Source organism: Streptomyces sp. NPDC053755 (assembly GCF_040677675.1).
Lineage (GTDB): Bacteria > Actinomycetota > Actinomycetes > Streptomycetales > Streptomycetaceae > Streptomyces.
In genome coordinates this window covers 20,849-34,086 of record NZ_JBFASK010000014.1, presented here as the reverse complement: position 1 = coordinate 34,086, position 13,238 = coordinate 20,849, and the positions used below count along the sequence as shown (strand labels likewise).

Below are 13,238 nucleotides of genomic sequence, written 5' to 3'. Positions count from 1 at the left end.
GGGGATGGCGACGACCGTCGAGGAACGCTGGCGGCAGTTCCTCCGCTGGGGCCCGTACGGCCTGCTGGGCATCGCCACGGTGCTCTCGGCCGGGGCGGCCGACCAGCTCATGGCCGCCGCTGAGAAGAGGACGGGCGCCGGCCTCGTGGCGGCGGCCCTCGCCCTCCAGCTCTGGTGGGGCGCCCACCAGCGCCGCGCGCAGCCGCGCACGGCGCGCCGCCCCTCGGCGGCCGAGGACGGTCCCCCCGCCGGCGAGGCGGGGGCGGACGGGATCGTGCTCGTCCCCTGCGCCCCGGGCGTCGCCTCCGTCGTCTACTTCACCTCGCGCACCCTTCTCGCCTTCGTCCTGACCTGGCTCAACCCCTTCTTCGCCGTCTACGCCTGCGCCGGCTACTTCGACGCCGTGCACCTCCTGCCGCGCCGCGCCGCGCACGCCGGACTCCTCCTCACCGCCGTGATCATGGCCGGCTCCCAGTCGGGCGGACTGCCCCCCGCATCCCTCCTCCACTGGGCGGCGTTCGGCGGTCTGTTCGCGCTCAACGCCTGCCTGGCCCTCGGCTTCGCCCACATCGGCACGAAGGAGGCGGAGAAGGCGGCCGAACGCGCCGCGACCATCACCGCACTCGCGCGGACCAACGCCCGCCTGGAGCAGGCCCTCGCCGAGAACGCCGCCCTCCAGGCGCAGCTCCTGCTCCAGGCCCGTGAGGCGGGGGTGGCCGACGAGCGGCGGCGCCTCGCCGCCGAGATCCACGACACCATCGCCCAGGGCCTGACCGGGATCATCACCCAGCTCCACGTCGTCACCGCCACCCCGGACCCCTCCCTCGCCCGTGTCCACCTCCAGCGCGCCTCCGACCTCGCCCGGCACAGTCTCGGCGAGGCCCGGCGCTCCGTGCAGAACCTCGGTCCGGTCGCCCTGGAGCACGACACCCTTCCCGAAGCCCTGAAGACGACCGTCGCCGGATGGTCCGAACGCACCGGCGTCACCACCCGGTTCACCGTCACCGGTACCGAGGAGCCCCTCCACGACGAGGTCGCCGCCACCCTGCTGCGCATCGCCCAGGAGGCCCTGGCCAACGCCGAGCGCCACTCCGGCGCCTCCCGGGCCGGTGTCACCCTCTCGTACATGGGCGACGAGATCACCCTCGACGTCCGCGACGACGGACGGGGCTTCGACCCCTCGGCCGTTCCGGTCCGTCCGGGCGGCGGCGGCTTCGGCCTCCACGGCATGCGCGCCCGGGCGGAACGCCTCGCCGGCTCCGTCGCCGTGGAGACCGGGCCCGGTGAGGGCACGGCGGTCTGTGCCCGCGTACCGTTGGTCCACCATGACTGAGATCACCCTGCTGATCGTCGACGACCACCCCGTCGTACGGGACGGGCTGCGCGGGATGTTCACCGCGGGGTCCCCGGACGGCACCGGCCCCGGCTTCGCCGTCCTCGGCGAGGCGTCGGACGGTGTCGAGGCCGTCCGGCTCGCCCTGCTGCTCGATCCGGACGTCGTCCTCATGGACCTGCGCATGCCCGGCGGCAACGGCGTGGAGGCCATCGCCGAACTGACCCGGCGCGGCGCCCGCGCGCGGGTCCTCGTCCTCACCACGTACGACACCGACACGGAAACGCTCCCCGCGATCGAGGCGGGGGCCACCGGTTACCTCCTGAAGGACGCGCCCCGGGAGGAGCTGTTCGCCGCCGTCCGGGCCGCCGCCGAGGGGCGCACGGTCCTCTCGCCGGCGGTCGCGACCCGGCTGGTCTCCCGGGTCCGCACGCCCGCCGCCCCCGCCGACGAGTCGCTCTCCGCCCGCGAACGCGAAGTCCTCGAACTCGTCGCCAAGGGCACCTCCAACCGCGCCATAGCCGCCGAGCTGTTCATCAGCGAGGCGACCGTGAAGACCCATCTGACGCACATCTACGCCAAGCTCGGCTCCAAGGACCGGGCGGCCGCGGTGGCGACGGCCTACGACCGGGGCATCCTGGGCCGCGGCGGCTGACCGCCCCCTGGGGGTGTCCGGCGATTCCCGGGGGCGCTGCGCCCGTCACCCCCCGACCCGCAGCAGCACCACCGACCGCGCCCCGACCGTCACCCGCTCACCGCCCCGGTGGACCGTCCCCGGCGCCCGGGTCTGGTCCTCCTCGGCGGTGTCCAGGACCCGTTCGTACGACTCCGCCCACGGCGGCCCCGGCAGCAGGTACTCCACCGGCCGGGAGCCCGCGTGCAGCACCGCCAGGAAGCTGTCGTCGGTGATCTGCTCGCCCCGGGCGTCCCGGCCCGGGATGTCACGGCCCGAGAGGTACAGGCCCAGCGTGGACGTGGGGGAGTACCAGTCCCCCTCGGTCATCTCCGTGCCCTCCGCCGTGAACCACGCCAGGTCCCGCAGCCCGTCCGCGCCCTGGGGCCGGCCGGAGAAGAACGCCCGGCGGCGCAGCACGGGATGCGTGTGGCGCAGGGCGAGGAGCCGGCGGGTCAGGTCCAGCAGGCCCCGCCGGCCGGGGTCCTCGGGCAGGGACCAGTCGAGCCAGCTCGTCTCGTCGTCCTGGCAGTAGGCGTTGTTGTTGCCCCCCTGGGTCCGCCCCATCTCGTCGCCCGCGACCAGCATCGGCACCCCGGTCGACAGCAGCAGCGTCGTGAGCAGGTTGCGCAGCTGCCGCAGCCGCAGGGCGTTCACCTCCGGGTCGTCGGTCTCGCCCTCCGTCCCGCAGTTCCAGGACCGGTTGTCGTTCGTGCCGTCGCGGTTGCCCTCGCCGTTCGGCTCGTTGTGCTTGCGCTCGTAGGTCACCAGGTCGCGCAGCGTGAAGCCGTCGTGCGCGGTGATGAAGTTGACCGAGGCGTAGGGGCGACGGCCGCCCCAGGCGTACAGGTCGCTGGAGCCCGACAGGCGGTACCCGAGGTCCCGGACGTCCGGCAGCGCGCCGCGCCAGAAATCGCGGACGGCGTCGCGATAGCGGTCGTTCCACTCGGTCCACAGCGGCGGGAACGCCCCCACCTGGTAGCCGCCGTTGCCCACGTCCCACGGCTCGGCGATCAGCTTCACCCGCCGCAGCACCGGGTCCTGGGCGATGACCGCGAGGAAGGGGGAGAGCATGTCGACGTCGTGCATCGAGCGGGCGAGCGCCGCCGCCAGGTCGAAGCGGAAGCCGTCGACGCCCATCTCCGTCACCCAGTAGCGCAGGCTGTCGGTGATCAGCCGCAGCACCTGCGGCTGCACCACGTGCAGGGTGTTGCCGCAGCCGGTGTAGTCGGCGTACCGGCGGGCATCGGCCTGGAGCCGGTAGTAGCCGCGGTTGTCGATGCCCTTGAGCGACAGCGTCGGACCCAGCTCGCCCGCCTCGGCGGTGTGGTTGTAGACCACGTCGAGGATGACCTCGATGCCGGCCTCGTGCAGCGCCCGCACCATCCGCTTGAACTCGCCCACCTGCTGCCCGGTCGTCCCGGACGAGGAGTAGCCCGCGTGCGGCGCGAAGTAGCCGATGGAGTTGTAGCCCCAGTAGTTGCGCAGACCGCGCCGGAGCAGATGGTCCTCGTGCGCGAACTGATGGACCGGCAGGAGTTCGACCGCCGTCACGCCGAGCCCTACGAGATGCTCGACGGCCGCCGGGTGCGCGAGCCCGGCGTAGGTGCCCCGCAGCCTCTCCGGGATGCCCGGGTGCAGCCGGGTGAAGCCCTTCACGTGCAGCTCGTAGATGACCGAGTCCGGCCACGGCGTCTTCGGCCTGCGGTCGTCGGCCCAGTCGTCGTCGTCCTGGACCACCACGCCCTTGGGGACGAACGGAGCGGAGTCCCGGTCGTCGCGCACGGTGTCGGCCACGTGCTGCTGCGGCCAGTCCCGCACGTGTCCGTACACCTCCGCGGGCAGCGAGAAGTCTCCGTCCACCGCCCGCGCGTAGGGATCGAGGAGCAGCTTGGCCGGATTCCAGCGGGCCCCCGTCCACGGGTCCCAGCGCCCGTGCACCCGGAATCCGTACCGCTGCCCCGCGCCCACGCCCGGCACGAAGCCGTGCCAGATCTCGTGGGTCAGCTCGGTCAGCGGCAGCCGTCTCTCGGCGCCGTCGGCGCCGAAGAGGCACAGCTCGACGGCCTCCGCCCCGCCGGCCCACAGCGCGAAGTTCGTGCCCGCCACGCCGTCCGGGCCGACCCGGCAGCGTGCCCCCAACGGTGTCGGCGCGCCCGGCCACACGGCCGGTCCGCGCCGTTCCACGGCAAGGGAGGGCCGCACGCTCCGCGTCGACCCGTCCGTTACCGCCTCCTGCTCGGCTGCGCTCGACACCTGTCCGGCCTCCCGCGGCTCGTCGGGGCCCCGTGCCGCCAAGGCCCCGCGGCGTCCCGGCCGCGGCTCCCCGCACGTGGTCCTCCCCCCTGTTCTTCCCGGAGTGCCGCACTCCCAACATGACCCGCACGCACGTTTCCCCTGGAGGGTGGCCGTCGTTGGGCCGGTCGTGAATCACGTACTGAAGCGGGTGCGGGCCCGCCTGGCGGGCCGGGAGCCCGGCAGGACCCGGAAGACAGGCCGCAGGACCGGTGCGGTGCTCGCCCTGGTGGCGGCGGGAATGGTGGCCGGACTCGCGGGCTGCACCGAGGGCGGTGGCGGTGGTCTCGGCGTGTCGCTGCCCGGCAAGGCCCGGGCTCCGGGCGACGTCATCCGGATCAGCCCGGAGGACGGCAGCCGGGCCGTCCCGGCCGAGGGGCCGATCGAGGTGAGGGTGGACAGCGGCCGGCTCGAACGGGTGACGGTCGTGCGCGTCGAGGACGCGCAGCGGGCCGAGGTGCCCGGCGAGATCAGCGCGGACGGACTGCGCTGGCGGCCCCGGGCGGCCACCCGCCTGGCGCTGGCGGCGAAGTACAGCGTGGACGCGGTGGCGCTCGACGCGCACGGCCGGCGCTCCGCCCGCCACACCACCTTCACCACGGTCGTCCCGGAGCGGCGCTTCATCGGCTACTTCAAGCCGGAGAACCGTTCCACGGTCGGCACCGGCATGATCGTCTCCTTCGGCTTCAACCGGCCGATCGAGAACCGGGCGGCCGTCGAACGGGCCATCAGGATCACCTCCGACCCGCCGGTGGAGGTGGCGGGCCACTGGTTCGGCAAGGAGCGGCTCGACTTCCGGCCCGCGGAGTACTGGAAGCCGGGCACACGGGTCACCGTCGACCTCGCGCTGCGCGACGTCGAGGGCGCCCCGGGGGTGTACGGCATCCAGAGCAAGAAGGTCGGCTTCACCGTCGGGCGCTCGCAGGTCTCCGTGGTCGACGCGGCCGCGCACACCATGGAGGTGCGCCGCGACGGCGAGCTCCTCGCGACGCTGCCGATCACGGCGGGGGCGCCCAAGACGACGACGTACAACGGCAGGATGGTGGTCACGGAGCTGTTCGACGTGACGCGGATGGACGGCCGGACGGTCGGCTTCGGCGGCGAGTACGACATCAAGGACGTACCGCACGCGATGCGGCTGACCGACTCCGGCACCTTCCTCCACGGCAACTACTGGGCGGACTCCGGCACGTTCGGCACCGCCAACGTCAGCCACGGCTGCGTGGGGCTGCGGGACGTGAAGGGCGGCAGTCCGGACTCCCCGGCGGGCTGGTTCTTCGACCGGACGCTCATCGGCGACGTGGTGGAAGTGGTCAACTCCCGTGACCGAAAGGTCGCTCCCGACAACGGCCTCGGTGGATGGAACATGGAGTGGAACCGGTGGAAGGCCGGCTCCGCCCTGCGGTGAGACCCCGATCCCCTCGCTGACCTGCGTCACCCGCGCGCAACTGGGACTGAACGGTGACATTCGCGTGGAGCTTTCGTGTCCCGCGGTGTGATTATCTAACGCCGTGCGCGCGGAGGATGCGCGCCGGGGGTGCGGGCCGTGGCGGGGCCAGGCCGTGCGAGGGGAGACGAACCATTGTGAACGGGCAGCCGATATCGGGGGCATCGGTCGGGGCTACGCGGCGGGGGCGGCGCACCGGAGGCACACGGCTGCAGGCGCTGGCCGTGGGGGCACTGCTCCTCGTCCTCACCGCCTGCGGGGGAGGGGACCCGGCCGGAGGCAAGGGCGGGGACCCGGCGCAGAACGGCGGCGGGAAGCAGGAGAACGCCGCGTCGGCGGCGGTCGTGACGATCGCCCCGAAGGACGGCGCCGAGGCGGTGGCGACCTCCGGCGCGCTGAAGGTGACGGCGCAGCAGGGCAAGCTCACCACGGTCACGGTCGCCGACTCCAAGGGCACCGAGGTCGAGGGCAAGATCGCCGCGGACGGGGCGAGCTGGCAGCCCGTCGGCCACCTCGCCGCCGGCACGCAGTACAAGGTCCACGCGATCGCCAAGGACGCCGAGGGCCGCGAGTCGGCGAAGGACACCACCTTCACCACCCTCGTCCCGAAGAACACCTTCATCGGCCACTACACGCCCGAGGACGGTTCGACCGTCGGCGTCGGCATGCCGGTCTCCATCAACTTCACCCGCGGCATCACCGACCCCGAGGCCGTGGAGCGCGCCATCAAGGTGACGGCGGAGCCGTCGGTTCCGGTCGAGGGCCACTGGTTCGGCAACGACCGGCTCGACTTCCGCCCGCAGGAGTACTGGGCCGCGGGCACCAAGGTGACCGTCGAGCTCAACCTCGACGGCGTCGAGGGCCGTCCGGGGGTCTACGGCAAGCAGAAGAAGAAGATCTCCTTCACCATCGGCCGCCGCCAGGTGTCGACGGTGGACGCCGGCGCCAAGACGATGAAGGTCGAGCGCGACGGCAAGATCATCCGGACCATCCCGATCACCGCCGGCGCGCCGTCGACCACGACGTACAACGGCCAGATGGTCATCAGCGAGAAGTACAAGGTGACCCGCATGAACGGAGCCACGGTGGGCTTCGGCGGGGAGTACGACATCAAGGACGTGCCGCACGCCATGCGCCTGTCCACCTCGGGCACCTTCGTGCACGGCAACTACTGGGCCTCGGCCGGGACGTTCGGCTCGTCCAACGTCAGCCACGGCTGTGTCGGGCTGCGGGACGCGCGCGGCGCCGGTGACGGCTCCACCCCGGCGGCCTGGTTCTACGACCGCTCGCTCATCGGCGACGTCGTGATCGTGAAGAACTCCAAGGACAAGCAGATCCAGCCGGACAACGGCCTCAACGGCTGGAACATGGACTGGTCGGAGTGGATCAAGTAGGACGCCTGAGACGGCGGGGCGGCCCTCCGTAGGCCGTCCCGGAGAAGGCCCGGTGCTGTGACCAACGGCACCGGGCCTCTTGTCGTTAACGGCCACTAACCTGCGGGGTATGACTGTGAACCTCGAAGTCGCCGAAGGCGTCGGCACGATCCGCCTCGACCGTCCTCCGATGAACGCCCTCGACATCGCCACCCAGGACCGGCTCCGGGAGCTCGCCGCCGAGGCGACCGACCGCGACGACGTGCGCGCCGTGATCCTCTACGGCGGCGAGAAGGTGTTCGCGGCCGGCGCGGACATCAAGGAGATGCAGGTCATGGACCACGCGGCCATGGTGAAGCGGTCGCGCGCGCTCCAGGACTCCTTCACGGCGATCGCCCGGATCCCCAAGCCGGTCGTGGCCGCGGTCACCGGGTACGCCCTCGGTGGCGGCTGCGAGCTGGCCCTGTGCGCCGACTACCGGATCGCCGCCGACAACGCCAAGCTCGGCCAGCCCGAGATCCTGCTCGGGCTCATCCCGGGCGCGGGCGGCACCCAGCGCCTGTCGCGCCTCATCGGTCCCTCGCGGGCCAAGGACCTCATCTTCACCGGCCGGATGGTCAAGGCCGACGAGGCCCTCCGGCTCGGTCTGGTGGACCGGGTCGTCCCGGCCGCCGAGGTGTACGAGCAGGCGCACGCCTGGGCCGCCAAGCTCGCCCAGGGCCCGGCCCTGGCGCTGCGGGCCGCGAAGGAGGCGGTCGACCAGGGCCTGGAGGCCGACATCGACACCGGTCTGGCGATCGAGCGCACCTGGTTCGCGGGCCTGTTCGCGACCGAGGACCGGGAGCGCGGCATGCGCAGCTTCGTCGAAGAGGGTCCGGGCAAGGCGAAGTTCCTCTGACCGGGCGGCGGGCGCGACCCCGGGGGGAGCGCCCGCCCTCGGCACATGACGGAAGCTCCCCCGGAGGTGACGTTTCCGGGGGGCCGATTCCGCCGGAACGCCCACGCGGCCCCTCCGGGGCGGCCATGATGGGGGCATGGCGGGCCTGGAAGGTACGGAACAGCCGCGGCAGCACGGTGGGGCGACCGCCGCACGGTGGGTACCCGCCGTCGAGGACGAAGAGGCCCTCAGGGCACTGGACTTGTACGGCAACCCCGCCGACGGTGACGTCCGCCTCCCGTCCCGCCCCGAGTCCGCCGCCGTCGCCCGCCGGCTCACCCAGTACGTCGTCCTGTCCCAGTGGGCGCTCGCCCCGCAGATCGCCGAGCACGCCGTGCTCCTCGTCTCCGAACTCGTCGGCAACGCCGTCCGTCACACCGGGGCGCGCGTCTTCGCGCTGCGCATGGTGCGCCGCCGCGGCTGGATCCGCGTCGAGGTGCGTGATCCCTCGCGCGGACTGCCCTGCCTGATGCCGGTCCACGAGATGGATGTCAGCGGCCGGGGGCTCTTCCTCGTGGACAAGCTCTCCGACCGCTGGGGCGTCGACCTCCAGCCGCGCGGCAAGACCACCTGGTTCGAGATGCGGGTGTCCGACCGCTGAGGGCGCCGGCTCCGGACGCACAGAAGCCCCCGTACGCCGTGGTGGGGCGCCGAGGGACTTCTGTGGAGAGCGCCGTGGATCGGGGGGGTGTATCCACGGCGGCCGGCGACGACCGGGCCCGGGTCAATGGGGGTCGTTCCGTCGACTATGGCAGACGGATCCCGCCCCCACCAAACACCTCTACCGGCCTAGAGTGCCTCATATACGGACATACCGTAGATGAATCTATGGTGATGTATGGCACCCGCCTTCTAAACAATGAATAAATATCGGCATCAGCGCTTGATTCATCGACCGTGTCCGCATGCTGGACTCTCTCGGTCGACCTGCAAACGTCCTGAATTGGCTTAATCGTTACCTTTCGGGCATCCCGGCTCTTCAATGGGCGGGTGACCCTGACCGACCGCCGCACCGCACTGCGGGCGGGCGCGGCCGCCGCCGTCGCCGGAACCCTCGCGGCCGCCTGCGGCACGGAGCCGCCCGCCCGGCCCGCGAGGCCCGCCCACCCCACCGGGCCCGCCGCGGCGCCCGCCGCCGCCCCCGCGCCCCGCCGCTTCCCCGGCCTGCCCGACGAGATCGCCAACGGCCCCCGCGACCGGCCCCGCGTCGCGCTCACCTTCCACGGCCAGGGCGACCCGGGCATCGCCCGCGCGCTGCTCACCGAGGCCGAGAAGGCCGGGGCCCGCGTCACCGTGCTCGCCGTCGGCAGCTGGCTCGACCAGCACCCCGGCCTCGCCCGGCGCGTCCTCGACGGCGGCCACGACCTCGGCAACCACACCCAGCGCCACCTCGACATCAACGCGATGACCGAGCAGGAGGCCTACGGAGAGATCAGCGCCTGCGCCACCCGGCTGCGCCGGCTCACCGGCTCCGTCGGCACCTGGTTCCGGCCCTCCCGCACCCGAAGCGCCACCCCCGCCGTCCGGCGGGCGGCACGTCGGGCCGGATACCCGCACGTCCTGTCGTACGACGTCGACTCCCTCGACTTCACCTCGCCCGGCGCCGCCGCCGTCGTCGCCCACGTCACCGGGCCGGTCCGCAACGGATCGGTGGTGAGCCTGCACTTCGGCTACGCGGACACGGTCGCCGCCCTGCCCCTCCTCCTCGCCGACCTCGACCGCCGCGGCCTGCGCGCGGTGACCACCACGGAGCTGCTGACCTGATGCTGCCTCTCACCAAGCGTTCGAAGAGTCTCCTCGCGGCCGCGCTGCTCACCGCGCTCGCCGGCTGCGGGATCGCCGACGACGGGGCCGAACCCCGCGGCGGCGCCACCAAGGAGGCCGCCGCGCACCCCGCCGTGACGAAGCGGGCCGCCCCGGCCGGACTTCCCGGCATGCCGCCGGTCCTCGACCCCCAGGACGTCTACGCGGCGGACCGGCCGAACAGGCTCTCCCCGGTGGTCAAGGACTTCCCGTCCAGGATCTACGTCCCCAACACCAACTCCAACACCGTCTCGGTCATCGATCCCGCGACGTACCGGGTCGTCGAGACCATCCCGGTCGGCATCCAGCCGCAGCACGTCGTCCCGTCCTGGGACATGAAGACGCTCTGGGTCAACAACAACCGCGGCCACACCCTCACCCCCATCGACCCCGCCACCGGGGTCGCCGGCAAGCCGGTCGAGGTCCACGACCCGTACAACCTCTACTTCACGCCCAACGGCAGATACGCCATCGTCATGGCCTCCCTCGACCGCGAGCTGGTCTTCCGGGACCCCCACACGATGGAGCGGAAGAAGACCGTCCCCGTCTCCTGCTACGGCGTCAACCACGCCGACTTCTCCGCGGACGGCCGGTACTTCGTCGTCTCCTGCGAGTTCTCCGGCGAGCTGCTGAAGGTCGACACGGAGAAGATGGAGGTCATCGGCCAGCAGCGACTGCCCTTCGAGGGCGCCATGCCGCAGGACGTGAAGATCTCCCCGGACGGCAAGACCTTCTACATCGCCGACATGATGGCCCACGGCATGTGGGTCCTGGACGGCGAGAAGTTCACCACCCCCACGCTCCTGCCGACCGGCAAGGGCTGCCACGGGCTCTACATCTCCCGCGACTCCCAGGAGATGTACGTACCCAACCGCGGCGAGGGGTCGATCTCCGTCTTCGACTTCAAGCAGAACAAGCTCACGAAGAAGTGGTGGCTGCCGGACGGCGGATCCCCGGACATGGGCGGCGTCTCCGCCGACGGCAAGGTGCTGTGGCTCTCGGGCCGCTACGACTCCGAGGTCTACGCGATCGACACCACGACCGGGCGACAGCTCGCCCGCATCCCGGTCGGCGGCGGCCCCCACGGGCTCGCGGTCTACCCCCAGCCGGGGCGCTACTCGCTCGGTCACACCGGCATCTTCCGCTGACGGCCGGGGGAGCCGAGGGCGCCGCGGGCGGGCCATGGCACAGGGTGGTCCGCCCTTCCACGGCAGCACGCGCGGACCTCCACGGCAACCGGCCGGCGCCGTCCCCCCATCGGCCGCCCCACGGGGGCCCGCTAATCTGACTGCCGTCATCGAAGCACCAAGAAGGGGCGGAAAGCAGTGGCGGACATCGAGTCGGCACGCAAGGCATTCGAGCGGTTCGACGTGGACGGGGACGGCCTCATCACCGCCGCGGAGTACAAGAGCGTCATGGCCCAGCTGGGTGACTTCCACGTCACCGAGACGGTCGCGGAGGCGCTGATCAACCAGCGCGACGGCAACGGCGACGGCAAGCTCTCCTGGGACGAGTTCTGGGCGCACCTGGACAAGGGCGCCACGCAGGCATAGGGAGTATCCGGGGCGGGCGGCCGCGCACGCCGAGCGCGTGGACGCGAGTTGCCGCCCGTCCGGTCCCCGGTGACGATCGACCGGTGACGCCTCCCGGACCCGTAGGTACCCCGATACGTCTGACGGCGGCGGTCCTGGCCGCCATAGCCGTCCTCACCGTCGCCCTGCTCGGCGCCGGTATAGCCCAGGCGGGTACCGGAGAACTCCGGATCCCCGCCGCCGGCACCACCACCCTGCTGAGGATGTTCGTCCTGGTCGGCCTCGCCGTCCATCTGGGTGAACTCGCCGGCGTCCGGCTGGCCCGCCAGGGCCCGCAGCCGCGCCGCTGGTCCGCCTCCGCCGCACTGCTCGGCGCGGCCGCGTCCGCCGCGCTGCTCCTGCTCTTCGCCGCCGTCAGCGGCCTCGGCCTCACCACCGTGTACGGCATGCGCGAAGGCCGGCTGCTCCTCGTCACGGCCAACGCCTTCGCCCTCGCGGCCCTCTGCGCCGCGAGCCGCCGTCCCGCGCTCGCCCTCCTCCCGCTCGCCGTCGTGATCGGCGCCGAAGCCCTGCGCGCCCACCCCGAGGCGTACAGCCCGGCGGTCGGCGTCACGCTCACCGTCGTCCACCTGACGGCCGGCTCGCTCTGGTTCGGATCGCTGCTCTACGTGCTGCGGACCATGCGGCTGCGACGGGGCGGGCGGGAGGTCCTGGTCCGGTACGCCCGTCTGGCGGCCTGCCTCTTCGCCGCCCTCGTGGTCACCGGGACGTTCTCGACCCTGCGACGGCTGCCCCTGGACGTCGTCCTGGCCACGGCGTACGGCAGGGTCATGCTGGCCAAACTCGCGCTGATCGGCCTCGCGAGCATGCTCGCCCTCACCGCACGACGGCGGATGCTGCGCGGCGGGAACGCCGAGACGCCCGCCCGGATCGAGCTGGGGGTCCTGGTGGCGGTCGTCCTGGTCTCGGCGGTCCTTACGGTGGTGCCGGACCCGCACTGGCTCAGCCCGGCGTAGCGCGCGCGCACGGCAGGGGAGTGGCGAGCGCGTCCACGGCACGGAAGGGCGGGCGTCCCCACGGCGTCGGAGTGACCGGGGCGACGGGTCCGGCCGGGCGGGTGGGGGACGTCACCGCCATGGCCGCCGCGAAGCCCTCCGGCACCGTGAGGTCGGTCATCGACCAGCCGGGAAGCCGCTGCGGCGCGGTCGGCACGGTGCCCACGTAGTCGAGCGCCACGCCGCGGGCCAGTCCGACGCCGAGGCCCTTGAGATAGGCCTCCTTGCGCACCCAGGCCCGGGCGAAGGCCGCCGGGCGCGCGCTCCGCGGCAGAGCGGCCAGCTCGGCGACCTCGTCCGGGTGCAGCTGACCGGTGATGGCCCGCACGGTCCGCGGTGACGGCAGGGGTTCCAGATCCACCCCGAGCGGCACCGGGCCGAGCGCCACCAGCGCGAGATCGCCACCGTGCGACAGGGAGAAGTGGACCGGACCGTCCTCGGTCACCGGCCGCCCGTGGGAGCCGTCGCAGGACGCGCACGCGCGGCACGGCTCGCGGGTGAGGCGCACCCGGCCCGGGGCGATGCCGAGCCGGGCGCCGAGCAGGAAGCGCAGCGCCACATGGGCCGTCACGTAGCAGCGCCGGTCCGCGTCCCGGACGAAGGAGGCCGCCCGGCGGGTCTCCGCCGGATCCAGCACCCCGGGCGCCATCCGGGCCGCCGCGTCACCCTGCTCCCGGGCGTCCACCAGCCACACGGCCACCGTCGGGCCCTCGGATCCGGACGGCACCGGAGCAGGGCCGGGCGCCGCCGTCGCCGGACCGAGCGGGCGCGGGTCACGCATGACCGGCCT

The 13,238-nt window shown here is 72.8% G+C and carries 12 protein-coding genes; 10 read left to right on the top strand and 2 right to left on the bottom strand.

The window, feature by feature from the left end; all coding sequences use genetic code 11:
• Positions 1-4: 4 nt before the first annotated feature.
• Both AB0K65_RS15920 and AB0K65_RS15915 read left to right on the top strand, forming a co-directional pair.
• Positions 5-1,333 (top strand): ATP-binding protein, encoded by a 1,329-nt coding sequence (locus AB0K65_RS15920; protein WP_365716736.1) that lies wholly within the window; start codon positions 5-7, stop codon positions 1,331-1,333.
• A complete protein-coding gene (locus AB0K65_RS15915) occupies positions 1,326-1,988 on the top strand; it encodes a response regulator transcription factor (protein ID WP_365716734.1) in 663 nt (220 codons plus the stop codon). Before AB0K65_RS15920 ends, AB0K65_RS15915 begins: the two co-directional genes overlap by 8 nt.
• A 45-nt stretch (positions 1,989-2,033) precedes the next feature.
• Here AB0K65_RS15915 and glgX read toward each other — a convergent pair whose 3' ends face one another.
• Complete coding sequence (gene glgX, locus AB0K65_RS15910; protein WP_365716915.1) at positions 2,034-4,211, bottom strand: glycogen debranching protein GlgX; 2,178 nt, start codon at positions 4,209-4,211, stop codon at positions 2,034-2,036.
• A 331-nt stretch (positions 4,212-4,542) separates the two neighbouring features.
• Here glgX and AB0K65_RS15905 point away from each other — a divergent pair, with 331 nt between their 5' ends.
• From AB0K65_RS15905 to AB0K65_RS15870, 8 genes are all read left to right on the top strand, one after another.
• Positions 4,543-5,709 carry an Ig-like domain-containing protein gene (locus AB0K65_RS15905; protein WP_365716913.1) on the top strand — a complete coding sequence of 389 codons (1,167 nt, stop codon included), beginning with the start codon at positions 4,543-4,545 and terminating at the stop codon, positions 5,707-5,709.
• A 176-nt stretch (positions 5,710-5,885) separates the two neighbouring features.
• Positions 5,886-7,142 carry an Ig-like domain-containing protein gene (locus AB0K65_RS15900; protein ID WP_365716732.1) on the top strand — a complete coding sequence of 419 codons (1,257 nt, stop codon included), beginning with the start codon at positions 5,886-5,888 and terminating at the stop codon, positions 7,140-7,142.
• A gap of 109 nt (positions 7,143-7,251) precedes the next feature.
• Positions 7,252-8,019, top strand: coding sequence for an enoyl-CoA hydratase-related protein (locus AB0K65_RS15895; RefSeq protein WP_365716730.1), 768 nt, complete (start codon positions 7,252-7,254; stop codon positions 8,017-8,019).
• A gap of 136 nt (positions 8,020-8,155) precedes the next feature.
• A complete protein-coding gene (locus AB0K65_RS15890) occupies positions 8,156-8,659 on the top strand; it encodes an ATP-binding protein (RefSeq protein WP_365716728.1) in 504 nt (167 codons plus the stop codon).
• Positions 8,660-9,048: 389 nt separating this feature from the next.
• The gene (locus AB0K65_RS15885) at positions 9,049-9,822 is read left to right on the top strand and encodes a polysaccharide deacetylase family protein (RefSeq protein WP_365716726.1); all 774 of its coding nucleotides are present in this window, start codon (positions 9,049-9,051) and stop codon (positions 9,820-9,822) included.
• A complete protein-coding gene (locus tag AB0K65_RS15880; RefSeq protein WP_365716724.1) occupies positions 9,822-11,009 on the top strand; it encodes a hypothetical protein in 1,188 nt (395 codons plus the stop codon). Before AB0K65_RS15885 ends, AB0K65_RS15880 begins: the two co-directional genes overlap by 1 nt.
• A gap of 177 nt (positions 11,010-11,186) precedes the next feature.
• Positions 11,187-11,414 carry an EF-hand domain-containing protein gene (locus tag AB0K65_RS15875; protein WP_365716722.1) on the top strand — a complete coding sequence of 76 codons (228 nt, stop codon included), beginning with the start codon at positions 11,187-11,189 and terminating at the stop codon, positions 11,412-11,414.
• A gap of 83 nt (positions 11,415-11,497) precedes the next feature.
• Entirely contained in the window at positions 11,498-12,409 is a 912-nt protein-coding gene (locus tag AB0K65_RS15870) for a CopD family protein (protein WP_365716720.1), read from the top strand.
• On the opposite strand, the gene AB0K65_RS15865 is transcribed toward AB0K65_RS15870, so the two are convergent.
• Entirely contained in the window at positions 12,396-13,229 is an 834-nt protein-coding gene (locus AB0K65_RS15865) for a 4'-phosphopantetheinyl transferase superfamily protein (RefSeq protein ID WP_365716718.1), read from the bottom strand. The genes AB0K65_RS15870 and AB0K65_RS15865 overlap by 14 nt on opposite strands.
• Positions 13,230-13,238: the final 9 nt, after the last annotated feature.